Genomic DNA, 25,997 nt, shown 5'->3' with positions numbered 1-25,997 from the left:
GGCGACACGATGCGGTTCCGGTTCTGGACGATCGGCGCGGCGCTGGCTGCCACGTTGTTCGCCGCCGCGTTCGCGGCCGGCTATGCGAATCCCGTCGCGCCGGGGGGCGACGCATTCGACGACGCGAATCGCGGCCGCGCGCTCGCGCCGCTCGGCTCGGAGCGGCAGTGCGCGCGCTATTCGGGGCTGCCGGCCGGGTGGCGCGACGACCCGAAGGCCGGGATGGTGCACCTGCGCGGCGGCGCGTTCGTGTTCGGCAGCACGCGTGGCTACGCGGACGAGCGCCCGGTGGGCGACGGCCGCACGCGCGTCGGCGGGTTCTGGATCGACCAGACCGACGTGACGATCGCGCAGTTCGCCGCGTTCGTGCAGGCGACCGGCTACGTTACCGAGGCCGAGCAGCAGGGCGGGGCGGCCGTGTTCCATGTGCCGACACGCGACGAGATGAACGCGCGCGACCTCGCGTGGTGGTCGTGGGTGAAGGGCGCGTCGTGGCGTCATCCGCGCGGGCCGGGCAGCGGCGTCGACGGGATCGGCAACCTGCCCGTCACGCTCGTCACGCAGCGCGATGCGCTCGCGTATGCGCGGTGGCTCGGCCGCGACCTGCCGACCGAGGCCGAATGGGAATACGCGGGCAAGGCCGGCCGCGACGACGCGTCGCTCGACGCGGCGCCGCGCGACGCGCAGGGCAAGCCGGCCGCGAACTACTGGCAGGGCGCGTTCCCGGTGCTCGACACGGCCGAGGACGGCCATGCGGGGCTCGCGCCCGTCGGCTGCTACGCGGCGAACGGGTTCCGGCTCTACGACATGATCGGCAATGCGTGGGAGTGGACCCGGGACGCATACACGGGCCCGCACCAGTCGCATACCAACGGCGACACGGCGGCCGTCGCGCCGCCGACGCGCCGGCACGATACGCCGATGGTCATCAAGGGCGGCTCGTTCCTGTGCTCGCGCGATTACTGCGTGCGCTATCGCGCGTCGTCGCGTGAACAGCAGGAAGCCGATCTCGGCGCGTCGCATATCGGATTTCGCACGATTCTGAGGGATGCGTCATGAAGCGCGTCGTGCACTACCTGGGCGCGTGGCTGATGGTTGCGTGCGGGGCTGTTCATCCGGCTTTGGCCGTCGCCGCTGAATCGACTGCGGCGACTGCAGCGACTGCTGCGGCCGTCCGCGTCGGCGTGACGCGCGGCGTGCATGCGCAGATTCTCGACGAAGTGAAGCGGGTCGCGGCGTCACGAGGATTCGGCATCGACGTCGTCGAATTCGACGATGCGTCGCGCATCGACGCGGCGCTGGCCGATGGCCGGATCGACGCGGCCAGCTTCGAGGACGCGCAACAGCTTGCCGCGACGCGCGCGCGGAAACGCTACGCCCTGACCGGGATCGCGCCGACCGTCACGCTGCCGATGGCGCTGTATTCGCGCAAGCTCAAGAACCTGAACGAACTGCAACCCGGTGCGACGGTCGCGATTCCCGACGATCCGCGCGGGATGGCGCGTGCGCTCGTGCTGCTGCAGAACGACACGCTGGTGACGCTGCGCGAGCAGGCCGGCCTGCATGCGACGCTGCGCGACGTGACCGGCAACCGGCTCGGGCTGAAGCTCGTCGCGCTGCGCCGCGAACGCCTTTACGCGGCGCTCGACAAGGCCGCGTTCGTTGCAATCGACAGCGACGATGCCGCGCGCGCCGGGCTGCAACCCGCGCGCGACAGCATCAGCCTCGAGGACGCGCGCTCGCCGTATGCGAACGTGCTGACGGTGCGCGACGCAGATCGCGCGAAGCCGTGGGTGACGCAACTCGTCGCCGCCTATCACTCGGACGACGTCGCGCGCTTCATTCTCACGCGCTACCAGGATTCGGTGCGACGGCCGTGGTAGACACCTACCTGCTCGCGTGCAACGCATGCGGACGCTGCTGCAACAGTGCGCCGACGCTGTCGTTGCGCGAACTGTTCCGGCATCGTCATCGCTTCGTCGGCGCGCTGACGATCCGTCGTGTGCCGAAGCGGCGGATCGGCGAGCGCTGGCGCGCGGGCGGCCGTGAATACGCGCTCGATGCCGACGATGTCGCGGCTTCCGATGCGCTGGCCGGGCAGCTGTTTCATCGCACCGGCGGCGCGGGGAGCGAATGGATCGCGCTGACGCTGCAGGGCTACGACTATCCGTCGCTCGGTCGTTGCGCGGCACTGGCCGACGACGGCCGCTGCGGCGTGCATGCGGACAAGCCGTCGATCTGCGGCGCGGTGCCGCTCGATCCGATGCTGCCCGACCGGTTGCAGTCCCGAGTGCTGGCCGCGCGGCGCGACGATGCGGAATGGCTTGGCGCGAACTGCATTGTCGACACCGCGGGCGCGCAGGCTCCCGTCGAATCCTCTTTCCCGATTCCGTTGGTGACGGCCGGACAGGTCGCAGACCGTGCGGCGCTCGATGCGTATCGCGATGCGCTCGTGTTCGAGCGCGCGGTGTGGCGCGATGCGGTGTTCGCATCGTTGACCGGCGGCGGGCAGGAGGGGCATCGTGCGCTGTCGCGGCTCGCGCCCGGCGGGTACCTGACCGTGTCGATCGTGCCCGTCCTGCTCGCCGTTGCGTCGGTATCCGCGCATTGCCGCACGCTGTGCATCGACTTCATCGACGCTCAGCGTGCATTGATCGCCGCGAACATCGAAGCGGCACTCGCACGCCGCCATGCCGGCGACCGGCCCGCGACGCGCGAGTTGCGCGGCTTCGGGGAGGCGCTCGAACGTGCACGGCACGCGCTGGCCGCGATGCCGGCGCCCGCGGCCGGCATGCGTGAAGACGCGCCGCGCATCGACGCGTGGCTCACCGGCCAGGCCGGTGCCGATCCGCTAGCCGCGTGACGATCGCGGCACGCCGCGCGTGCCTTACAATCGCCGCTCTTTCAATCGCTTTCGATGGAGCTGGCATGTACGCGTCGACCTTCATTTTTCGCGCCGGGCAATACGACGACGAATTCCATCGGCTCGACCGGCAGATCGCCGACATGGCGCGCGCGACACCCGGCTATCTCGGCGAGGAGACGTGGGAAAACGCCGAATCGGGGCTGATCCAGAACGTCTATTACTGGGAGTCGGAGGCGGCGCTGCAGCAGTTGATGCAGCATCCGGCGCATCGCGAGGCAAAGGCGAAGCAGGCGCGCTGGCTGGACGGCTATCGCGTCGTGATTTCGAAGGTGCTGCGCGAGTACGGCGACGGCAAGCTGACGCAGCCGCATGCAGGGCAATCCGCGTGAATGGCTGTCTGAATCATTTATTTCGTGTGACGGATAAGTAGCGGCGCGCCGTGCTCGGAAGCCCGTGTTGGGACGCGGGTTTTCGCGGTAACGCGTGCAAATTCTTCGTCAAGCATGGCTAGGATGGCGGGGCTTCACGTCGCCAGTCTGTCCACCAACAAGGTCCTCACTCGATGTCGTTCGGAGCCTTGTCCATGTCGAATGTCGCCTTGCTCGCGAAGCGCCGCCGCGCGCTGCGCGATCGTACCGTTCCCGTTCCCGCACTGACGCTGATTGCCGCGAGCATCGGCGCGCAGGCCGCCCCGCACGGCAACAATGGCGACAGCCGTATTGCGCCGGGTTTCGTGCCGGGCCGGCGTGTACGACAACGTGTCGGGCAATCCCCAGACCGGTGCGATCCTGCCGCCGAACTGCACGAAGACCACTGTCGGCTGCGGCACGGCTGCCGGCGCGCCGGACGACGGCACCTATCCGTACGTGTGGAACAACGGCCGCTACGGCGGCAGCTTCGGCATCACGTCCCGCATCTTCCTCGACCAGATCACGCCGGCCGGCGGCGTCGTCGGCACGCTCGAAGTGCCGAACAGCCTGCAGAAAGGTTTCGCGCACGACCAGATGGTGACGAGCTTCAGCTCGAAGTCAGAACTCGAGTTGCACCTGTCTCTCGACGGCAGCTATCTGACGTTCATGGGTTACGTCGCGCCGGTCAGCGCGATCGACGTGTCGAACTCGAACGCGCCGCTCGCGGTCGATGCGACGGACCCGGACGAGCAGAACTTCTATCGCGCGATCGCGCGCGTCGATTGCCGCGGACACTTCCGCTTCACCGAGACGAATGCGTACAGCGGTAATAACGGCCGCGCAGACGACGGCGGGCCTGCAGAAGTGGGTCTACGACGCGGGCGCGATGCAGTGGAAGCTCGCGTATACGCGGCAGAGCGGGTTGAACCTCGGTCAGCCGTATTCGGTCGCCGGCTGCCCGGCGGGCAGCAATTCGGTGACGGGCCTGCGTAACCTGATGGGCCGCGTCGAACGCGACGGCACGATGACTATCTGGGCGATTACGTCGACGGTCAGCGTCAACGACGATGTCGGTGCCGATCCGAACCGGCTGGTTGCCGTGCGTGACGTGTTGAAGAGTACGAGCGCGACGACGGCGGCGCACGAGCAGTTTGCCGTGCTGCGGACTGCGAAGTTTGCGGAAGTGTTGCGGGGTATCGAGTTCGCGCCGGGTACGGAGACGGGGCGGTCGCACTGAGGCGGGTGAAACCCGGCTGAAGCGAAGAGCGTGGCCGCATGCGTGCAAGTGGCCCGTACGCTCGCGAACCGCCGCAAAAAGCCCTGAATGCAGGGTGGCCTTCGGGGCTTCCATATCTTCAGCGATGTATGGATTGTCGTTCGCTTTGGCGATCGGGCCATTTTTGGCTCGGTCGGGCCAAAAATGGCCCGGTAAATCCCTTTTATTTTCAAGCGATTGGTGTTGAGTGGGCCACGAATGGCCCGATTTCCACTCGAAAAAGTCAGTTTTCGTGGCTTCACGTTCCCCGTCGTCTGTGCGGAACGATGCGCATCCCCACTAATGCGCTGATATCAAAGGATTAAATGCTGATTTGAGAAAATTGGCACGGGCATTGCGTTACGTAGGCAGTCATCTCCCGATGGCAACACGGTCAGACGGCCGTGTCGATTCCAACAACAAGGACTGCATCCATGCCGACTCCCGCTTATATCAGCATCCAGGGCAAGACCCAGGGCAACATCACGCAAGGCGCCTTCACGGCCGACTCCGTCGGCAACGTCTATCAGGAAGGTCACGAGGACCAGATCCTGGTCCAGGAAGTCGAACACCTGATCGCCACGCCGACCGACCCGCAGAGCGGCCAGCCGTCGGGCCAGCGTGTGCACAAGCCGTTCATCTTCACCTCGCCGCTCAACAAGGCCACGCCGCTGCTGTACCAAGCCTTGGCCTCCGGTGAAATGCTCCCCGAAGTGGAAGTGAAGTGGTATCGCACGTCGACCGAGGGCAAGCAGGAGCACTTCTTCACCACCAAGCTCGAAGACGCCACCATCGTCAACATCAACACCGTGCTGCCGCATGCGCAGGATGCAACCAAGGCTGAGTACACCCAGCTGGTTAAGGTCGCCATGGCCTACCGCAAGATCACCTGGACGCACGCCATCGCCGGTACCGAAGCGTCGGACGACTGGCGCAAGCCCCAGGAAGCCTGAGGTCGGGTCACCCGTGTGACTGGCGCTTCAGCCGGTCGCTCAACTCAGCATGTAGATCGCCGGCCCGGTAACGGGCCGGCAAGGGGCGCTCATGGTTGATCGAACCGACTTGAACTTTACTTTCGCTATCGGCGACGAATCATTCGAGGTCGTCGAGTTCACCCTGCACGAGGGCCTGTCCGAGACCTTTCTCTTGCAGGTTGAATTGGCCAGCGCGAATCCCGCCATCGACTTTGGCGAGGTGCTCGATCGCAATGGCCTGCTCACGATTGGGCAGGGCGGGCAGCCGGTGCGTTACGTGCACGGCGCCATCTCATCGTTCGTTCAGAGTGACACGGGCTTTCGACGTACTCGCTATTCCGCGGTGGTCGAGCCGCGTTTGGCGCGTCTGAAGCTGTCCTCCGACTGGCGCATCTTCCAGACTTTGAGCGTGCCCGAGATCGCCACGGCCGTGCTCAAGGCACACCATCAAACGCTGGACTGCGAGCAGCGTGTCACCAACGAGCATCTGGCGCGCGAGTATTGTGTGCAGGCTGGCGACACCGACTACGATTTCATCGAACGTATCTTGCGCGAGGAAGGCTTCTTCTACGCCTTCCAGCACAAGGCCGACGGTCATCGGTTGATCCACTGCGATCGGCTGTTTATCTTCGGTCGTCAGCAGGGCGAGCCGGTGATCTACAACCCCACGCCCGGCGGCGACCAGCCGAAGCCCAGTTTGCGCACCTTCGCCTATACGGAGAACGTGCGTACGGCGTGCCAAGTGCAGCGCGACTACACGTTCAAGAGCCCACGCTTTCCGCACGAGTACCCGCGCGAAGGCACCGACCTCGATCACCAGGGCCGTGGCTACGCGCGCTACGACTATCCGGGCCGCTACAAGCACGAGGGCAGTGGCAAGGCCTTCACGCAGGACCGCCTGCGTGGTCACCGTCGCGATGCGCGTATGGCCAACGTGAGCGGCGACGATGCGCGCCTGCAACCGGGCGTCGCTTTCGACCTCACCGGCCACCCGCGTGAGGACATGAACCGCGGCTGGCGTCCGGTCAGCATCGTGCATTACGGCGTGCAGACCACCAGCCAGGCGGAGGAGGGCGCCGACGCGCAGCAGGGCACGCACTACCGTTACGACGCGGTGCTGGTGCCCGACGATGCCGAGTGGCGCGCCGAGCCGCTGCCGCGCCCGCGCATCGACGGCCCGCAGCCGGCAACCGTGGTGGGTCCGGAAGGCGAAGAGATCTACACCGACGCGTACGGCCGGGTGAAGGTGCAGTTCCCGTGGGATCGCGAGGGCAAGTACGACGAGCACAGCTCGTGCTGGATCCAGGTCGCGCAGAACTGGGCCGGCGCGACCTGGGGCCACATGGCGATCCCGCGTATCGGGCAGGAAGTGATCGTGGTCAACCTGGATGGCGATCCAGACCAGCCTCTCATCATCGGGCGGGCGTACAACCGGCTGCAGTTGCCGCCGTACGAGCTACCGCGACACAAGACGCGGATGACGATCAAAAGTCAGACGCACAAGGGCGAGGGCTACAACGAACTGCGCTTCGAGGACGAGAAGGATCAAGAGGAAATCTACGTCCACGCGCAGAAGGACCAGAACATCCACGTCAATCACGACGAAACCACGTTCGTCGGCAACGACCGCAGCGAGCAGGTCGAACATGACGAAACCATCGCCATCGGTAAGGATCGCAAAGAAACCGTCGGCCACGACGAGCAGGTCACCATCGGCCAGGACCGCCGCCACGACATCGGGCAGGACGACTTCCTGAGCATTGGTCGCAACCACACGATCCACACGGGCAAGGACCGTACCGAGGAAGTCGGCAACCATCGTCGCGACAAGACGGCGGCTAACCACACGGCAGATATCGGCGGACATCTGACGCAGCGCGTGCAGGGGCGTGCCGAGTTGGAGGCCGGGCAAGCCATTCGGCATCGCACCAAGGTCGTTGAGTTGCAAGCCGGCGAGGTAATCCGCCTGCGCGGCCCCGGCGGCACGATCACGCTGGACGATTGCGGCGTGGAGATCGAAGCCGTCGCCATCCGCGTGAAGGGCCCAATGGTTCAGGATCGTAAGGGTGCGGGGAGTGTGCTCTCACTATCTGGCGACTCGGTATTCGGTGATCCGCCGGATGACGCTTTCTACCTGACCTTCTCGGGCGATGCCTAAGCACACGGACATTTATGGCTAACTACAAATACCCCTTCAAGGACAAGGCCGGAAAGGACGTGGTCGACGCCGATGTCTACTACAGCGCGCTCGGTATGGCCAGCGGTGGTTATTACGTGTTCGGACCGTCGGGCGTACATAGTGGCATTCACTATGAGTCGGCGATGGCCAACCTGCTGTCCCTCGACGAGGGCATCGGCGCCATGACCAAAGGCGAAGTGGTCGCCTATCGGATCAATCGCGAATACCCCACCTCCCCCGGGGCGGCCAAAGTACCGACGACCGCCGAATCCACCTCGGCCGCCTTTAGTACCGGCTTTGTCCTGACCCGGCACACCTTGGAATACCCGACCGGCAATAAGCTCACGTACTTCTGCCTGGCAATGCACCTGCGCTCGTTTGGTGATTACGAACGCATGGGGAGCGTGGTCAAGCGTCCCGCGTACTGGCCGGCCAAGATCTGTCGCGTCAAGGAAACCGCCAAAGAGAAACAAACTGTACCGAAAGGGGCCACCGATCAGCCGGTCATCGGACTGAGCGTGCGTGCAAAGCCTTCGTTTGCCAAAGACTCGCCCGTCCTTGGCTACCTGCCACACGGTGCTCGCTTTACGGTGCTCCAGCGCGACAAACAGTGGGTCAAGATTAAGCGCGTGATCGAGAAAGCGATCGTGCCGCCATCGACCGCGCAGACGGAGGTGCCTGCCGCCGCGCATAGCGGATGGGTCTCGATGAGCTGGCTGGAAGCACGAGGCCAGGCGCCGGAGGACTTTGATGTCGTGGTTACGCCAGCGAGCCCGCCGGCGGTCAAAGCTGGCGAACTGTTGGGCCACGTGGGGGAGTATCGGCGAGTACAGGATCCGGGGCAGAGCCGCAGGCTGATGCATCACGAGATCATCGTCGGCCCGGAACTGCGCGCATTTCTGGAAAAGAGTCGTGCTGCTGCGGCAAAGGCCACGCCTCAGCAGAAAACTCTGCTGCGGGTGGCGCCAGATGCCCAATTGCATAACCCGGTACTCGCACCGCCGCAGGCCGGTTTGCTGCCGGTAGATACCATTGTCGCCTTGGACGGTACGCCGCCTGACGATGCCCTGTACGTCAAGGTCAAGCCAACGGCGGTTATGCAGTGGATCGACCGCAAAGCCAAGTTGCCGACGGGTGCCAAGGAGGCCAATCTGTTCCGTCTCAACGATGGGGCCGTGTACACGGCAGCGGATATCGTCCGCGTGCCTCGGCAGGGGACGGTCGGTCAACCTGGAGCCACGCGCTTCCGCGGGGTTTTCGTCGGGGCTGCCAGCCAAACACCTGTCTGGATCACCAAAGATGCATACACTGCGCTGGTCAGTGTCCAAGGAGGCAAGTTGTTGACAGCGGACTTGGCACAAGGGTGGGTAAGTTTTCCACTGACGTTCGCAGCCAACGGCCCCAAAAACGGTGCGCAGCCGCAGCACGTGTCGCGGCTCATGTTGCAGCAATCGAGACCGGACAAACAAATCCCCACGGAGCTGCCCAAGGTGTTTGCCCTGGATGAAGCGGGTAACGCATGGTGGCAGGTGCGACTGAAAACCGTTGGCACCACCGCCATCGGCTGGGTAGGCGAAGCGGGCCATGCTGGTGTTTCCCTGCACTCGCCGTATGAGTGGGTGGACTTCAAACTGATTGAGTCCAAGCCAACCACGGCCGCCTACGGCAGCTATTTTGCCGACTTCAAGCAGATGGAGGAGTTTCAGCGCGGGCGATTGGGATTGAAGGACGCCGACCTCGACGTGCCGCTGCGCGAAGTGCGAGCGCTGCTCGATGCCAATCACGACGGTCAGCTCACCTTGGCCGAAGTGAAGGCGGCGCAGCGCGATCGTGACACCATCTACCAACTGTCTCGCGTCATCCTGCGCTATCCGAGTGAATGGAAGGCAGACAAGAAGGCGTGGGATGCCTACGATGCGTTGATACCACCGTCGTCGAAGATGGTCTGGGAGTCGGAGAAAACTCGAATTGTGCAACTTGTATGGTGGGAGAACGTCGCCGGCAAGGCTAAGGATTTCCCTGTAGATCCCTCCGTCTTTCATATCCACCCCGTCTCGCTTGTCGAAATTTTCAATTGGCCAGATTTGGATGAATGGATGTACATGGCACGGACACTATATGGGGAGGCACGCGGGCAGAATTTTGAGTCCAAGGTCGCTGTTGCGTGGATTATCCGAAATCGATTGGAGCGTGGGACGTGGGGAGATACATACAAGGATGTCGTGACTGCACGACTCCAATTCACGTGCTGGAGCGAACGGATTGATCCCGACGGGTACAAAGCGATTCACAATCCCCAGGGTGATCCTTGGAAGGACTGCAAGAAGGCAGCATTGAAGGTGATGTTGGCGCGAGATGAGGAGAATGTGTTCCCAGGAGCGACTCACTACTATAGCCCGCGGGCTCAAGCGCAATTGCACGCCAAAAATCCGACCCTATATCCGAACACGCCTCTATTTGCGGTTCCGGAGAAGCGAGTCAAAAATCCGGAGGGTGTTAGCGATGAGAATTATCAGTTTTATCGTATGTAGTTGTCTTTTTGCGATTGCGGACGGTGCCTTAGCTGTCGCACTAGATGAATCAACGAACTTTCCTGATGGTTCTAGTCAGATCAAGGTGCGATGCCAGGAATCCGGCAGCGGTGCGAATTGCGGGATCTATGCATCCGGCTCAGCCGGCGAGAAGAAAATCATCGATTACCCTGATGCGCCAACGAATATATCGATGACTTCCGGAGTTTTTGTTATTGACCTTCCTTGTGGAACACAGTGTTCGGCAACCTACTTCTATAGCGAGAGGAAAGGGCTGGGTGGTCCGTTCCCCTTCGTCGAAGCTTATGACGTGGAGCGTGGCGTTGTTTTGTTCAGCAAACGGAATCCTCTCCCTATGTACGCCATGTTCTCAAAGCAATCTCGAGTCGTTGGGGAGATTGCGTTGGATATACCCCAAGGGATGGATGCTTTTGCCTCCATTAAAGAGGTTGTGGTCGAAGATCACCGATTTGTGATTACTTATACCGATCGTGCTGGGAACGTCTCGAAGATTCGCCGTCGGGTGCCTATCCTGAAGGGTAGGTTGACGCGGTAAATGGTTTGCGCGCCAAGTTTTCGTCAGGTTTGTACACAATCTTTTGAAGGGCGGGGTTTCATGAGAAGCTCAGGTCGTTGTGTTGGCTAATGAGGATGAATTTGATGAGGCGGTGGATTTGATGAATAAATATGTTCGCTCAGTTAGAGAGCGCGTATCGAGGTTGGAAGGGACAACGGATAAAATCTATTTTTTGGCATGTGTCAATATAATCTATGCCAATAAATGGGTGGTTGGGGTTGAGGGGGGCTGAGTAAATTTCGGGGGGCGACGTTTTATTGTATTTTCGATGATTGTATTAATTTAAAAATTTTCGAAACCTATATTTGAATGAAATGCCGAAAGTCTGCCGGCGAAAATGACTTTAAAAAATATTCTAATCTTTCATATTAATAAATGGGTTGAGTACACCCGTTATCGTCGAAAACGTATGTTTATGTAATGGGTGGTTCCTATGGTTGGCTCTATCCAACGAAGCACAATAGGCTGGGACAGTTCGATGTGCACGAGTTGACAGTGTGTTGTGTCGCGATGATTTGCCGGGCTTAGGGCAACCTGCCACGTGCTATACGGCAGCCTTGTCGCCGTTTGTCATCAGAAACCTACCGCTATCCATTTATGTCGACGCCATTATAGAGAGGCCCCCCTGCACCGGGAAATTAAATTGGCGCCAAGGCAAAGCGTCATGTCGAATCCGTTCGTGCGTTTATTGAATTACTCAAGATTCGCACCAGAAACGTCGAGCGGTGAGAGGAAGCAGGATTCGCTTCGATGGGCAACTCGGTGAGGAAGTGAACCCGCCCCCGTCCTGGTCACAAGCGAGATACCCGCTCAGGAACCCGAAAAACACCGCCTTGCGCGACCCACGCCTCAAAGCGCTTCAACCAACCGCCGCGTGCTCTTCTCGCAATACTCGTGACACGCGACCCGCGCCGCAATCGACGCGCCGTGCACGAACCTCGGCGCATCCGCCCGCCGCGACATCGACACGACGATCGACGGCGGTGACGGCTGCAGCGGCAGCTCGACGACTTCGCCGCTCTCGATCAGCGCATCGACGAACAGCACCGGAATCGCCGCGACGCCGAAACCGTCGCGCACGAGTTGAACGATCACGGAGATGGAAGGCGACCCGGTGATGCGCGTGTCCGACAGCGGCACGCCGTGCGCATGCGCAAGGGTACGGACGATATCCTCGAGCGCACGGTGGGGCGCCGTACCGCGCCCGTACGTGAGAATCGGCTGGCGCAGCACCTGCCGCGCGAGGCCCGAGCGCGTATTCGGCAGCAGCCCCGCCCGCGCGATCCAGCGCACCGGATAGTTCGCGAGCGCATCGCACACGACCGACGCTTCGTCGCTGCCTTCCACGCGGATGATCAGGTCGAGCTCGCCGGCCATCAGCCGGCGCTGCAGCACGACGCTGACGTCGACGGTCAGGTCGATTTCCAGCTGTGGATAGTCGGCCGCCAGCCGCCGCATGTAGTGCGGCAGCCAGCTGTGCACGACGGTCTCGATCACGCCGAGCCGCAGCTTCCCGCGCAACGCACTTTCGCCGGACGCGGCGGCCTGCAGTTCCTGCGTCGCCTCGACCACGGCTTTCGCGTAGCCGAGCAGGTATTCGCCGTTCGGCGTGAGCCGGAACTCGCGGCTGTCGCGGTCGACGAGTACCGTCTGCAATTCGTCCTCGAGCGCCTTCAGGCGCTGCGAGATCGCGGCCGGCGTCGCGTGCAGCGCGGCGGCCGTCGTGCGGAAGTTGCGCAGCTTCGCGAGCGTGACGAAGGTTTCGAGAAAACGCGTGTTCATGGTGGTCGGCAAGGCGTTGGGCGCGCAGCTTGTCCCGCTGAAAAAATGAACGGGACTGGGGAAAACCCGGCTTCGTGTAAAGAAATTCTATACACGAAGCGCAAAAAAACTCGTTGGCGACAAAATTTTTTCTTTTCTATTCTTCGCCGTATCCGATGACACGGCACCGTCATCCCGACGACACACCGACAAGCGACAGAACCTCATGACGCCTTCCGAATTCCGCCAGTCCGTGCGCCGCGGCGCATTCCGCGGCCCGACCGCGGGCCATTGCGGTCCGTACGCGCAAGCGAACCTCGCGATCCTGCCCGATGCGTACGCGCACGATTTCCTGCGCTTCTGTCAGGCGAATCCGAAAGCCTGCCCGCTGCTGGGCGTCGGCGAACCGGGCGCGTTCCGGGTCGACGCGCTCGGCGAGGATCTCGATATCCGCACCGACGTGCCGAGCTACAACGTCTACCGCGACGGCCGCCTGACCGAGCGCGTCGAGTCGCTGGAAGCGCTGTGGCGCGACGATTTCGTCGTGTTCGCGATCGGCTGCTCGTTCTCGTTCGAGGACATGCTGGCCCGCGAAGGGATCGGCCTGCGCCACGTCGAGGAGGGGCGCAACGTGCCGATGTATCGCACGTCGATCCCGAACCGCCGGGCGGGGATCTTCGGTGGCCAGCTCGTCGTGTCGATGCGGCCGATGCGCGGCGCCGACGCGATCCGCGCGGTGCAGGTCACGAGCCGGTTTCCGGGCGTGCACGGTGCGCCGATCCATCTCGGCGATCCGCGCGAACTGGGCATCGCCGACCTGAACGCGCCCGAATTCGGCGACGCGGTGTCGATCCGCGACGGCGAGCTGCCGGTGTTCTGGGCGTGCGGCGTGACGCCGCAAACGGCGCTGATGGACGCGAAGCTGCCGATCGCGATCGCGCACACGCCCGGCCACATGCTGATGACCGACATCACGAACGCGTCGCTGGCCGTATTCTGATCCGGGGCGACGACGGCCCGCACCACATATCGCACGACATACCGCACGACATACCGCACCACATACCGCACCACATACCGCACGCACGACCGCCGTTTGACGGCGCATCACGACAGGAGCATCACCATGGAAAGCAAGACCCTCGCGGCGAACGCCGCGGAGCCCGCGAGCCCCGAGCGCAACGGCCTGTTCTCGTGGTACGGCGACGCGCAGCCGCGCGAGCGCCGCGCGTTCTGGAGCTGCAAGGTCGGCTACATGCTCGACGGGATGGACACGCAGATGCTGTCGTTCGTGATCCCGACGCTCGTCGCGACCTGGGGCATCTCGTTCGCGGATGCGGGCTTCATCGGCACGGTCACGCTGCTCGCGTCGGCGGCCGGCGGCTGGATCGCCGGCATCCTGTCCGACCGGATCGGCCGCGTGCGCACACTGCAGCTCACGGTGCTGTGGTTCGCCGTGTTCACCGCGTTGTGCGGGCTCGCGCAAAACTACCATCAGCTGCTCGCCGCGCGCGCGCTGATGGGTTTCGGCTTCGGCGGCGAATGGACGGCCGGCGCCGTGCTGATCGGCGAAGTGATCCGCGCGCGCGACCGCGGCAAGGCGGTCGGCCTCGTGCAGTCGGGCTGGGCGATCGGCTGGGGGCTGTGCGCGCTGCTGTATGCGCTGCTGTTCTCGGTGCTGCCCGCCGAGCAGGCGTGGCGCGCGCTGTTCCTCGTCGGGCTCGCACCGGCGCTGCTGGTCGTCGCGATCCGCCGCTACGTGAAGGAGCCGGACGTCTACGAGAAGGAGAAGGCCGCGCAGGCGAAAGTGGCCGACGCGCCGCGCCTCACGGAGATCTTCGCGCCGAAGCTGATCACGACGACGCTGCGCGCGGCGCTGCTGACGACCGGCGCGCAGGGCGGCTACTACGCGATCACGACGTGGCTGCCGACCTTCCTGAAGACCGAGCGTCACCTCACGGTGATGGGCACCGGCGGTTATCTGGCGATGATCATCTTCGGCTCGTGGGTCGGCTACCTGACGAGCGCGTACCTGACCGACCGCCTCGGCCGCAAGCCGAACTTCATCCTGTTCGCGCTCGGCTCGATGGTGATCGCGTTCGCGTACACGTCGCTGAACCTGACCAACGCGTCGATGCTGTGGCTCGGTTTCCCGCTCGGCTTCTTCGCATCGGGCATCTTCTCGGGGATGGGCGCATTCCTCACCGAACTGTTCCCGACCCGCGTGCGCGGCTCCGGCCAGGGCTTCTGCTACAACGTGGGCCGCGCGATCGGTGCGCTGTTCCCGTTCCTGATCGGCGCGCTGTCCAAGCAATACGGGCTCGGCATGAGCATCGGCATCTTCGCGGTCGCCGCATACGGCGTGGTGATCGTCGCCGCGCTGACGCTGCCCGAGACACGCGGCCGCGAACTCGACGCCGCCTGAGCCGGCGGGGCGGTCCGCCCCGCGTTTTCTTCCCCCTTTCATCGACACCGTGACATGGCGCGCCGCGCGCGCCGTGCGGCGGCGCTCGTCCTCGATTTCACGACGCATCGACCCGACATCATGACTGACCGACACGACACTCCCGTTTCCTCCGACGCCGCGCGCTGGCAATTCTGGATCGACCGCGGCGGCACGTTCACCGACATCGTCGCGCGCCGGCCCGACGGCACGCTCGTCACGCACAAGCTGCTGTCGGAGAACCCCGAGCAGTATCGCGACGCGGCCGTGGCCGGGATTCGCCACCTGCTGGGCCTCGCGGCCGGCGAGCCGATCACGCCCGCGCGCGTCGACATGGTGAAGATGGGCACGACGGTCGCGACCAACGCGCTGCTCGAACGCAAGGGCGAACGCACCGCGCTCGCGACGACGCGCGGTTTTCGCGACGTGCTGCGCATCGCGTACCAGAACCGGCCGCGCCTGTTCGATCTCGACATCGTGCTGCCCGACGCGCTGTACGAAACCGTCGTCGAGATCGACGAGCGCATCGGCGCGCACGGCGACGTCGTCGTGCCGCTCGACGCGGAGCAGGCCGAAGCGTCGCTGCGCCGCGTGTACGACTCGGGCGTGCGCGCGCTCGCGATCGTGCTGATCCACGGCTATCGCTACACCGCGCACGAGCGCGCGCTGGCCGCGCTGGCGCGCCGGATCGGCTTCACGCAGGTATCGGTGTCGCACGAGGTGTCGCCGCTGATGAAGATGGTGTCGCGCGGCGACACGACCGTCGTCGACGCGTACCTGTCGCCGATCCTGCGTCGTTATGTCGAGCAGGTCGCGCACGAGATGCCGGGCGTGAACCTGCAGTTCATGCAGAGCAGCGGCGGCCTCACGCGTGCCGACGCGTTCCAGGGCAAGGACGCGATCCTGTCGGGCCCGGCCGGAGGCATCGTCGGGATGGTGCGCGCCGCGCAGGCGGCCGGCTTCGAGCGCGTGATCGGCTTCGACATGGGCGGCACGTCGACGGACGTGTCGCACTACCACGGCGAGTTCGAGCGCGTGTTCGAGACGCAGGTGGCCGGCGTGCGGATGCGCGCGCCGATGATGAGCATCCATACGGTGGCCGCCGGCGGCGGCTCGGTGCTGGGCTTCGACGGCGCGCGGCTGCGCGTCGGGCCCGAGTCGGCCGGCGCGAACCCGGGGCCGGCCGCGTACCGGCGCGGCGGCCCGCTGACGGTGACCGACTGCAACGTGATGCTCGGCAAGATCCAGCCCGATCATTTCCCGCGCGTGTTCGGCCCGCATGCGGACGAACCGCTCGACCGCGACGGCGTGGTCGCGAAGTTCGCCGCGCTCGCCGACGAGATCCACGCGGCGACCGGGCGGCGCGAGACGCCCGAGGCGCTCGCCGAAGGTTTCCTGGAAATCGCGATCGGCAGCATGGCGAACGCGATCAAGAAGATCTCGGTGCAGCGCGGCCACGACGTGTCGCGCTACGTGCTGACGACGTTCGGCGGCGCGGGCGGCCAGCATGCGTGCGGCGTGGCCGACGCGCTCGGGATGACGCAGGTGTTCGCGCACCCGCTCGCGGGCGTGCTGTCCGCATACGGGATGGGCCTCGCCGACCAGACCGCGATGCGCGAGCGTGCGGTCGAGGCGGTGTTGTCCGACGCGTCGCTGCCGGCGCTGAACGCGGCGCTCGACCGGCTGGCCGACGAGGCCGTCGGCGCGCTGCTCGAACAGGGCGTGCCGCAGGCGCGGATCGCGATCGAGCGCCGCGTGCACCTGCGCTACCAGGGCACCGATTCGACGCTCGACGTGCCGGCCGGCAGCGTCGCCGCGATGCAGCAGGCATTCGAGGCCGCGTATCGGCAGCGCTACGCGTTCCTGATGCCCGGCACGCCGCTGGTGGCCGAACTCGCGTCGGTCGAGGCGATCGGCCGCTCCGACGCGCCGGTGGAGATCGCCCCGCTCGCGCCGCGCGGCGACGGCAGCGACGGCAGCGACGGCGCTGGCGCACTGCGCGCGCATTCCGCGGTGCGCTTTTATTCCGGCGGCCAATGGCACGATGCGGCGCTCTACGTGCGCGACACGCTGCTGGCCGGCGACGCGATCGACGGCCCGGCGATCGTCGCGGAAAAGAACGGCACGACCGTCGTCGAGCCCGGCTGGCGCGCGCAGATGACCGCGCAGGGCAACCTCGTGCTGACACGCACGACGCCGCTGCCGACGCGCCGCTCGCTCGGCACCGACGCCGACCCGGTGCGGCTCGAGATCTTCAACAACCTGTTCATGTCGATCGCCGAGCAGATGGGGCTGCGGCTGCAGAACACCGCGTACTCGGTGAACATCAAGGAGCGGCTCGACTTCTCGTGCGCGATCTTCGACGGCGACGGCAACCTGATCGCGAACGCGCCGCACATGCCGGTGCACCTGGGCTCGATGGGCGAGAGCATCCGCACGGTGATCGAGCGCAACCGCGGCCGCATGCGCGACGGCGACGTGTTCATGCTGAACGATCCGTATCACGGCGGCACGCACCTGCCGGACGTGACCGTCATCACGCCGGTGTTCGCGGACGGTTCGGACGCGCCGCTGTTTTACGTCGGCTCGCGCGGCCACCACGCGGACATCGGTGGCACAACGCCGGGCTCGATGCCCCCCGATTCGACGCATATCGACGAGGAAGGCGTGCTGATCGACAACTGGCAGCTCGTGTCGGCCGGCACGCTGCGCGATGCGGAAACCCGCGCGCTGCTCGCGTCGGGCCGCTACCCGGCGCGCAACGTCGAGCAGAACATGGCCGACCTGCGCGCGCAGGTCGCCGCGAACCAGAAGGGCGTCGACGAGTTGCGCCGGATGGTCGCGCAGTTCGGCCGCGACGTCGTGCTCGCGTTCATGGGGCACGTGCAGGACAACGCGGAAGAAGCGGTGCGGCGCGTGATCGGCGCGCTGCAGGACGGCGCGTACCGCTACCCGCTCGACAACGGCGCGGAGATTCGTGTCGCGATCCGCGTCGACCGGGCCGCGCGGCGCGCGGAAATCGATTTCACGGGCACGTCCGCGCAGCTCGACAACAACTTCAACGCGCCGAAGGCCGTGTGCATGGCCGCCGTGCTGTACGTGTTCCGCACGCTGGTCGGCGACGACATCCCGCTGAACGCCGGCTGCCTGAAGCCGCTCACGGTGATCGTGCCGGCCCGCTCGATGCTGAATCCCGAGTATCCGGCGGCGGTCGTGTCGGGTAACGTCGAGACGTCGTCGGCCATCACCAACGCGCTGTACGGCGCGCTCGGCTGCGTCGCGTCGAGCCAGGGAACGATGAATAACTTCACATTCGGCAACGATCGCTACCAGTACTACGAGACGATTGCGGGCGGCAGCGGTGCCGGCGACGGCTTCGCGGGCGTCGGCGCGGTGCAGACGCACATGACGAACTCGCGGCTCACCGATCCGGAGGTGCTGGAATGGCGCTACCCGGTGCGGCTCGATTCGCACCGCATCCGCGCCGGGTCGGGCGGCGGCGGCCGCTGGCGCGGCGGCGACGGCGCGGTGCGGCGGATCCGCTTCCTCGAGCCGATGACCGCGTCGATCCTGTCGAACAACCGGATCCACGCGCCGTTCGGCGCGGCGGGCGGCGAGGCCGGCGCGCTCGGCCGCAACACGATCGAGCGCGCGGACGGCACGGTCGAGGCGCTCGAGCATATCGGCCGTGCGCAGATGGCGCCGGGCGACGTGTTCGTCGTCGAAACCCCGGGCGGCGGCGGATACGGCGCGGCGGGCTGAGCCGAGCGACCGGCGTGGGCGACCGGCGTGGGCGACCGGCGCGGGAGCCCCGCGCCGGTGCGCGGATAACATTGCAACGGACTGTGGAATAAAGCCGTGCATTAATGCCCGAACGGAATCAAAAAATACGGGAAATCGGATCGCAGGAACGCGATCCGACCCTGTCGCCACGATCCCGCCGCATCGCTGTCCCGGTATTCCGAAATCGGCCGCAAACGCCCGCCCGGCGGGGCGTTCAGCCTGTCGTGCCAGACTCGTTGCGCACTGTCTCACCCGCGTTCAGGCAGGCTGCCAATCATGAAAAATCCGGCTTGCCAATCGAGTCCCAATTCCTTGACACTCCGCTCTAAATGTGAGTGCCATTCTCGATCGTCATTTGATAAGATGGCTCTCATCATTCGTTAGGCACAACCTGCGCGCATCATGCGCGAACGCCGGGTCGCATTAGCTGGAAACAAGTACGGGACGAGGCCCATCATCACGGCAACCACGGTTGCCCTTCCGGGAGCGCGCGCTGCGCGGCCCGGAAGGGCGGTCGGCCGACTCGCCTCCGTCTACACTGTGCGTTTTTTCTGGATCGGGGCGTCTCCATGGATGACGAAAACGATAGCGCGGTGCTCGAGGCGCACGTCGGTACGCGCAGCCCCTGCTGGCGTCTCGGCAGCGACAGCAATGCACTCGAACTGGCGGCCGTCCGCGGGCTGACCAACGTCGCCGTCGCGCTGACGGCCGAACAGGCCGCGAGCATCCGCGCGCTGACCGGCGTCACGTCGCACCTCGTGCTCGACATCGCGCTGTTCGGCGAATCGGTCAGGCTCCATCTCGTCGGCCGGAAGGTCGACACGAGCAACTGGGCCGGCACCGCCTCCGCCTATTCCGATGCCGAGTCCGTCGCGATCGATCTCGCGCACGGGCTCGCGTTCGCCGAGCAGGTCGTGTCGGAGGTGAACTCGCTCGTCGTGATCCTCGACCGCAACGGGATGGTGCAGCGCTTCAACCGCCTGTGCGAGGAAGTGACGGGCAAGCGCGAGGTCGACGTGATCGGCCGCAGCGCGTTCGAGCTGTTCATGAGCCCGGAGCAGGGCGCGCAGTCGCGCAGCAACATCACCGGCTTTTTCGCGAGCAACCAGTCGTTCGCGGTCGAGCGCTACATCAATACGGTCAACGGGCCGCGCCTGTTCCAGTTCCGCAACAAGTTCGTCCAGAGCGGCAGCGGGGTCGACGAGCAGTTCCTGATCTGCTCGGGCATCGACATCACCGAGGAGCGCAGCGCGCAGCAGCGGCTCACCGAACTCGCGAACACCGACGTGCTCACCGGGCTGCCGAACCGCCATGCGATCAGCGAGCGCATCCACGCGGCGATCGCCGCCGAAACCGCCGCGACGCGCGGGCAGGTCGGCATCCTGTTCCTCGATCTCGACAACTTCAAGCGCGTCAACGATCACTACGGGCACATCACCGGCGACCGGCTGCTGCAGGACGTGTCGGCGATCATCAGCGGCTGCCTGCCGTCCGGCGCGACGCTCGCGCGGCTCGGCGGCGACGAATTCCTCGTGCTGTTCGAGCACGGCACGCGGCCGCTGCTCGAAGCGACCGCGCAGATCATTCTCGAGCGGCTGCGCACGCCGATCCATCTCGGGCTGATGGAGGTCTACACGAGCTGCTCGATCGGCATCGCGATGCATCCGCAACACGGCGACTCGCTCGAGACGCTGATCCGCAGCGCGGATACCGCGATGTACGTCGCGAAGGAAGAGGGCAAGCATACGTACCGCGTGTTCTCGCTGGAGATGAACCAGAAGGTCGCGAAGTACATGTGGCTCGACACGAACCTGCGCAAGGCGCTCGAAGAGGAGCAGTTCGTGCTGCACTACCAGCCGGTCGTCGATATCGCGACCGGCGACGTGCATGGCGTCGAGGCGCTGATCCGCTGGCAGTCGCCCGATCGCGGGCTCGTCGCGCCGATCGAATTCATCCGCTTCGCGGAGGAGTCGGGCCTGATCGCGCCGCTCGGGCGCTGGGTGATGCGCACCGCGGCCGCGCAGGCCGCCGCGTGGAAGGCGAAGGGGCTCGGTATCCGGATCGCGGTGAACGTGTCCGCGCGGCAGTTGCAGGACATGAACATCGTGCACCAGATGGCGTCGATCCTCGACGCCGCGGGGCTGAAGCCCGGCCTGCTCGACATCGAGCTGACCGAGAGCTGCTTCATCGAGGACGAGGATGCGGCCAACGGGCTGATGCGCCAGTTCCGCCAGCTCGGCGCGGAGATCCATCTCGACGATTTCGGCACCGGTTATTCGTCGCTGTCGCAGTTGTCGCGCCTGCCGCTCGACGCGATCAAGCTCGACCGCAGCTTCATCACGGCCATCGACCGCAATCCGCGCTCGCAGGCGCTGGTGCGCTCGGTCGTGTCGCTCGCGAAGGCGCTGAATTTCGTGGTGATCGCCGAAGGTGTCGAAACGCATGCGGAAGCCGAATTCCTCAAGCAGCTCGACGTCGATCACGCGCAGGGCTACTACTACGCGCGCCCGATGCCGGCACAGGCGTTCGAGGCGTGGCTCGCGGAGACGAGAAAGCTCAGGCTGATCGCCTGAGCTCCGTTCATGAAAGGGCGCCGCCCGCAAGCGGCGCCCGTCGCACTACACCGTGCGCAGCTTCGACACGCGCCGGTTCTGCAGCATCACGAGGCGTTCCATGTACGCGAGATCCTTCGGCTCGATCGTGAACGCCGCATGCACCCATGCTTCCGTGATGTCCATCAGCTCGGAGCGCGACAGCTGGAACACCCGCTCGCGTGCGCGCAGCATCGCGCGCACGCCGTTCAGCTTCGGCTTCGTCACGTCGATGAAGGTACGCGTCGCGAGATACGCGTCACCCGCGTCGAACGTCTGGTCGATCAGGCCGCGATCCTCGTACCACTCGGATGCGTGCGCTTCGCCGGTCGCGATCAGCTGCTCCGCGAGGCCCCGATCGGCCTTGCGCGCGACGAGCGAATAGCCGCCCATGCCCGGGAACAGGTTGAACGCGATCTCGGGGAACCCGAGCTTCACGCCCTTCTGCGCGAGCACGTAGTGATGCGCGAGCGCGGCCTCGAAGCCGCCGCCGAGCGCGCTGCCCTCGACCATCGCGATCGAGATCGCCCCGGTGCCGAAGCCCGTGTAGATCTCGTACACGCCGTCGATGCACGAGCGCGCGTAGGCCATCAGCAGGTCGCGCTTGCCGCTGCGGATCGCGTCGACGAAGAAGCTCAGGTCGCCGCCGACGTTGAACAGCTCGGGGACGAGCGAGCCCGTCACCCAGAAGTCGAACGGCAGGCCCGAGTCGCGTGCGACGCGTGCGAGATGGATGATGTCGGTTACGAGTTGCTGGTTGAAGCACGGCCGCGGCTCCGATCGCAGCATCATCCACATGACATTACGTCCTTCTTCGTAAAAGGCAGTCAGTTGCGTGAGTTCGCCGGCTTCATAAAACGGGCGGCACGCGGGATGGGATTGGAGTTGCATGGTATGTCCTCGAGAGATGTGGTTTTTGAAGACCGTCGCGCCCGGTGCCGAGCGGGAGACGGGTTTCCCGCAGGGCGCCGGGCGCGAGGCATAGCCATTGTTGCGCGCGCACAAAAGTCGAATTGCGGGGAACAACGCACGAACAGGACGCAGGTGCCGGTCGCGCCGGGGCGTGCGGGGAAAGTGGCGGCGAGCGGGGCGGGCCGGTATCGGGCGGTACGACGTGTGGGGCCGGCTGGCGCGGGAAGGCGGCCGGCAAGATCGCCGTGAAGGTCGCCGGGGCAGGTTCGTCGTGTTGCGCGAGTGCGTGCAGGTGGACGATCCGGCAGCGTGGCTGCCGGCGTCGTTCGTTGACACGCCGAAAGGGGTGCCGGGCCGCCGGGCGGCCCCTGTGGAAGATGTGGACTGGCGCCGCGCCAGTGCGTCGATCAGTCTTGAAGGATCACGCAGCGCGTGGCACCGGGCCTTCCGGGAGGGGACCATGACCGCCTTCCGGAAGGTGCGGCAATTGCTCGTCGGCAGGCCGTTCGACCCCCTCGATCCGCGCACGCGGCATGCGATCGCCGTGACGCCGCTGCTGGCCTGGGGCGGGCTCGGCGCCGACGGCCTGTCGTCGTCGTGCTACGGCCCGGAGGAGGCATTCCTCGCTCTGGCACACCGCACGCCGCTCGCATTGTTCCTCGCACTCGCGACGGCGGGCACCGTGTTCATCATCGCGCTCGGCTGCAACCAGGTGATCGCGCTGTTTCCGACGGGCGGCGGCTAGCGCGCCGCGACGTCGCTGTGCGTGACGAGTGCGGTGATCGCGCTATGCTTCACGATCAACCGCCGCTACGCGGCTACGCGCGCGCAGCTCGCCAAGGAGGACGAACTGTTCTCGGGCAAGCCGCCCGAAGTCGACGAGGCGACCGCGCCGGGCGAGCCCGATACGTCGCAACCGCCGGCCGTGCTGCTGGTCGGCAAGCATCGCGGCGCGAGCATGCGCGTGCTGCTGTGGGTTACCGGCTGTTTCCCGGGCACTTCCGCAACGTGATCTTCCTCGCGGTCGGCGAGGTCGATGCGAAGGCATACGACCGGCACGAACATCTCGAACGGCTGCGTCACGCGATCACCGAAGCTCGGCAACGATGTCGCGCATTGCGGTCGCCGCGGCATCGCGGCCGACTACCGGATCGCGTTCGGCACGAATCCGTCGTCGAATTCATGAACCGCGCGTCGTCGACGCTCGACGGGTATCCGAACGCCGCGAGCTTCGCGAGCCAGCTGATCTTCCGTCGCGTGAATTTCCTCACGGCCTGACTGCACAACCAGACGCCTGTCGAGTTGCAGGCGTGCCTGCACGTCGACGGCAAGCAGATGGTGCTGCTTCCGATGAACGTCGGCCAGCGGGACGGGCAGCCGCGTTGCACACCCGCGTGGGCGCGACGCGGCAAGCGCCGCCGGCGACTGCCCCTTGGCGGCCGTCAGGGCCGATGATGCCGATGCGGACGGTTCGGCCGCCGCAGCAGCGGATGATGGAATCTGGCTCTCGCGCGGTCGCGCCCCGGTCGCTTGAAGAAGAACAGCGCGGCGAGTGCGGCGAATGCCAGCAGGACGACGCCTTCCACGATTGCGCTTTCCATGGTGCCTCCCGGCCGCGCGCGATGACACATCGATGACTCATTGTAGGTCGGCCTGCACCGGCTTGACGCGTGCGGATGCGTCGCCCACACTGGCCGGCACGAGGGCCGCGCGCGTGACCTTGCCCGCCGCGCGGCCGCGTTTTCCGAACCGCGACGAGGTGCGATGTGGTGCGCTTTTCTGTCGGCCTGGCCGGCTGGATGTTGGCATGTGCCGTTGCGCTCGGCGCATCGCATGCGGCCGGTGCGAGCCCGGGCGCGAACGTGGCCGCCGACGCGCCGCACGACGCGGCCGACACGGCCGGCACGGCGCCTGTCACGCTCGTCAGCGACGTCCATGAATTCGTGATCCAGCACGACGGTTCGCTCGACGAGCACGACGATTCGACGCTGCGCGCGAACAACGCGAACGGCATCGATGCCGTCGCGCAGCGCTACGTGTGGTTCGACAAGAATCTCGAGAAGGTGGACCTGCTCGCGGCCGAGACGATCGACCGCGACGGTGTCGCGCATCCGGTCGGCGTGGACGGCATCCGCGACGTGCAGGAACCGCGCTCGGCCGGCGCGCCGACGTTCCAGGACGGGCTGTTGCGCACCGTCGTGTTTCCCGGCGTCGAAGCCGAGTCGAGCACACGCGTGGCGTTCCGCAAGACCCGCACGAAGCCCGTCAACCGCGGCTACTTCGGCTACACCGTGGAGCCGTCGCGCGAGCCGGTCGACAACCAGCGGCTGATCTTCGACCTGCCGGCCGACATGCCGCTGTACGCGGATGCGCGCGGCTACGTCGCGCTGCCGCCGGTCACGGCGAACGGCCGCACGCGCTACGAGTTCGACTACCGGCACGGCCCGTACGACCGCATCGAGAGCGGCGCGGTCGGTTACGCGACCTACGGCGACCGGCTCGTCGTGTCGACGCTGCCCGACTATGCGGCGTTCGCTGCGCGCTACCGCAACGCGGCCGTCGATCCGGGCATGGACGATCCGGCCGTGACGCAACTGGCGCGCACGCTGACCGCGGGCGCCGCCGATCCGCGCGACAAGGCGCGCATCCTGTACGACTGGGTGCAGGCGAACGTGCGCTACGTCGGGCTGTTTCTCGGCGAAACGGCTGCCGCGCCGCATCGCGTCACCGACATCCTGCGCAACCGTTACGGCGACTGCAAGGATCATGTCGCGCTGTTCGGTGCGCTGCTCGCGGCGGTCGGCATCCGCAGCGAACCGGTGCTGATCAATCTCGGGTCCGTCTACACGCTGCCGTCGGTGCCCGGCTACGGCGGCGGGGCGATCAATCATGCGATCACGTGGCTGCCCGATCTCGCCCGCTTTGCGGATACGACGACGTCCGGCATCGCGTTCGGCTATCTGCCGCCCATCGTGATGGATCGCCCCGCGCTGCTCGTCGATTCGGGCGTGCTGTCGCGCACCCCGGCCACGCAGCCGCGCGGCCGCGTCGCGCGGGTCGAGATCGATGCGGCCGGGCCGGGCGCCGCGCAGTTTCACGCGTACATCGAGGATGACGGCTGGACTGCCGAACTCGAACGCAACCTGTTTCGCCGCGCGACACCCGACGCCATCGTCCAGCTCGCGAACAACCGTCTGCGGCAAAGCGGCTTGCGCGGCCGCGCGCAACTGTCGACCAGCGACCGGCGCGTGACCGACGGGCCGTTCGACGTGACGCTTTCCGGCACGCTCGATCATTTCGTATGGCCCGACGGCACGACCGCGTTGCCCGCGCTGTCGAGCCTGACGGGCGGCATCGCGACGCAGGTCGAGAGCTGGCTGGCCGAACCCGTGCGCACGCAGCCGTGGGGCTGTATCGGCGGCACGTTCGACGAGACCGGCCAGATCGCGCTGCCGGCCGACGTCGCGGTGACCGACCTGCCGGCCGATACGGCCGTGCACGACCGCTTCGTCGACTTCACGTCGCATTACGTATTCGACGCGGCCGCGCATGTCGTGCAGGTCTCGCGGCGGATGACAGCGGATTTCGGCCGCCAGGTGTGTACGCCGGACGAATTCACGGCGTTGCGCGCGTCGCTCGAACGCATCGAGCGCGACACGCAGGCGCAGATCGTCGTGCGGGCGAAAGGGCGCTGAACGTCGATCGGGCAGGGGAC

The 25,997-nt window shown here is 65.7% G+C and carries 17 protein-coding genes and 2 pseudogenes; 16 read left to right on the top strand and 3 right to left on the bottom strand.

From position 1 onward, the window contains the following. Positions 1 to 9: 9 nt before the first annotated feature. The 10 genes from E9536_RS04975 (at position 10) to E9536_RS04935 (ending at position 10,771) form a co-directional block, all read left to right on the top strand. Positions 10 to 1,059: a formylglycine-generating enzyme family protein gene (locus tag E9536_RS04975; RefSeq protein ID WP_027790764.1), complete on the top strand. Its 1,050-nt coding sequence runs from the start codon at positions 10 to 12 to the stop codon at positions 1,057 to 1,059. Then, positions 1,056 to 1,883: a MetQ/NlpA family lipoprotein gene (locus E9536_RS04970; protein ID WP_124546764.1), complete on the top strand. Its 828-nt coding sequence runs from the start codon at positions 1,056 to 1,058 to the stop codon at positions 1,881 to 1,883. Before E9536_RS04975 ends, E9536_RS04970 begins: the two co-directional genes overlap by 4 nt. Then, positions 1,877 to 2,863 carry a YkgJ family cysteine cluster protein gene (locus tag E9536_RS04965; protein WP_136469391.1) on the top strand — a complete coding sequence of 329 codons (987 nt, stop codon included), beginning with the start codon at positions 1,877 to 1,879 and terminating at the stop codon, positions 2,861 to 2,863. Before E9536_RS04970 ends, E9536_RS04965 begins: the two co-directional genes overlap by 7 nt. 65 nt (positions 2,864 to 2,928) lie before the next feature. Continuing rightward, positions 2,929 to 3,255: an antibiotic biosynthesis monooxygenase gene (locus E9536_RS04960; protein ID WP_027790767.1), complete on the top strand. Its 327-nt coding sequence runs from the start codon at positions 2,929 to 2,931 to the stop codon at positions 3,253 to 3,255. 315 nt (positions 3,256 to 3,570) lie between these two features. Beyond that, entirely contained in the window at positions 3,571 to 4,269 is a 699-nt protein-coding gene (locus E9536_RS04955; protein WP_247873412.1) for a hypothetical protein, read from the top strand. After that, positions 4,253 to 4,513, top strand: a complete 261-nt coding sequence (locus E9536_RS42025; RefSeq protein ID WP_196488297.1) for a hypothetical protein — start codon at positions 4,253 to 4,255, stop codon at positions 4,511 to 4,513. Before E9536_RS04955 ends, E9536_RS42025 begins: the two co-directional genes overlap by 17 nt. A gap of 452 nt (positions 4,514 to 4,965) precedes the next feature. Then, complete coding sequence (locus tag E9536_RS04950) at positions 4,966 to 5,484, top strand: Hcp family type VI secretion system effector (RefSeq protein ID WP_027790769.1); 519 nt, start codon at positions 4,966 to 4,968, stop codon at positions 5,482 to 5,484. Between the two features lie 109 nt (positions 5,485 to 5,593). After that, a complete protein-coding gene (gene tssI / locus E9536_RS04945; RefSeq protein WP_247873411.1) occupies positions 5,594 to 7,663 on the top strand; it encodes a type VI secretion system tip protein TssI/VgrG in 2,070 nt (689 codons plus the stop codon). Between the two features lie 14 nt (positions 7,664 to 7,677). After that, positions 7,678 to 10,215: a cell wall hydrolase gene (locus E9536_RS04940; RefSeq protein ID WP_136469389.1), complete on the top strand. Its 2,538-nt coding sequence runs from the start codon at positions 7,678 to 7,680 to the stop codon at positions 10,213 to 10,215. After that, positions 10,187 to 10,771, top strand: coding sequence for a hypothetical protein (locus tag E9536_RS04935; RefSeq protein WP_136469388.1), 585 nt, complete (start codon positions 10,187 to 10,189; stop codon positions 10,769 to 10,771). Before E9536_RS04940 ends, E9536_RS04935 begins: the two co-directional genes overlap by 29 nt. Before the next feature lie 870 nt (positions 10,772 to 11,641). Here the strand turns inward: E9536_RS04935 and E9536_RS04930 are convergent. After that, positions 11,642 to 12,574 carry a LysR family transcriptional regulator gene (locus E9536_RS04930; RefSeq protein ID WP_059695231.1) on the bottom strand — a complete coding sequence of 311 codons (933 nt, stop codon included), beginning with the start codon at positions 12,572 to 12,574 and terminating at the stop codon, positions 11,642 to 11,644. A gap of 193 nt (positions 12,575 to 12,767) precedes the next feature. Here E9536_RS04930 and E9536_RS04920 point away from each other — a divergent pair. The 4 genes and pseudogenes from E9536_RS04920 to pdeR form a co-directional block, all read left to right on the top strand. Then, a pseudogene (locus tag E9536_RS04920) lies at positions 12,768 to 13,553 on the top strand (putative hydro-lyase); the annotation flags it as partial. Between the two features lie 126 nt (positions 13,554 to 13,679). Then, a complete protein-coding gene (locus E9536_RS04915) occupies positions 13,680 to 14,978 on the top strand; it encodes an MFS transporter (RefSeq protein ID WP_027790774.1) in 1,299 nt (432 codons plus the stop codon). Between the two features lie 120 nt (positions 14,979 to 15,098). Beyond that, positions 15,099 to 18,758 (top strand): hydantoinase B/oxoprolinase family protein, encoded by a 3,660-nt coding sequence (locus E9536_RS04910; protein WP_136469387.1) that lies wholly within the window; start codon positions 15,099 to 15,101, stop codon positions 18,756 to 18,758. 590 nt (positions 18,759 to 19,348) lie between these two features. Beyond that, the gene (pdeR, locus tag E9536_RS04900) at positions 19,349 to 21,352 is read left to right on the top strand and encodes a cyclic di-GMP phosphodiesterase (RefSeq protein WP_136469386.1); all 2,004 of its coding nucleotides are present in this window, start codon (positions 19,349 to 19,351) and stop codon (positions 21,350 to 21,352) included. 45 nt (positions 21,353 to 21,397) lie between these two features. Here pdeR and E9536_RS04895 read toward each other — a convergent pair whose 3' ends face one another. After that, on the bottom strand, positions 21,398 to 22,261 hold the full coding sequence (locus tag E9536_RS04895) for a crotonase/enoyl-CoA hydratase family protein (RefSeq protein WP_021161677.1): 864 nt from the start codon (positions 22,259 to 22,261) through the stop codon (positions 21,398 to 21,400). A 481-nt stretch (positions 22,262 to 22,742) separates the two neighbouring features. On the opposite strand from E9536_RS04895, the pseudogene E9536_RS04890 reads away from it, so the two are divergent. After that, positions 22,743 to 23,644, top strand: a pseudogene (locus tag E9536_RS04890) (hypothetical protein); the annotation flags it as partial. 80 nt (positions 23,645 to 23,724) lie between these two features. On the opposite strand, the gene E9536_RS41310 reads toward E9536_RS04890, so the two are convergent. Further along, positions 23,725 to 23,883, bottom strand: a complete 159-nt coding sequence (locus E9536_RS41310) for a hypothetical protein (protein WP_021161679.1) — start codon at positions 23,881 to 23,883, stop codon at positions 23,725 to 23,727. Between the two features lie 198 nt (positions 23,884 to 24,081). Between E9536_RS41310 and E9536_RS04885 the strand changes: the two genes are divergently transcribed. After that, entirely contained in the window at positions 24,082 to 25,977 is a 1,896-nt protein-coding gene (locus E9536_RS04885; RefSeq protein ID WP_136469419.1) for a DUF3857 domain-containing protein, read from the top strand. The last annotated feature ends 20 nt before the right edge of the window (positions 25,978 to 25,997 follow it).

The sequence above is a fragment of the Burkholderia sp. LS-044 genome (assembly GCF_004803625.1).
In the GTDB taxonomy this organism is placed as follows: Bacteria; Pseudomonadota; Gammaproteobacteria; order Burkholderiales; family Burkholderiaceae; genus Burkholderia; species Burkholderia cepacia.
Note: the sequence above shows the minus strand (reverse complement) of the source record. Positions and strands in the feature narration are given on the sequence as shown.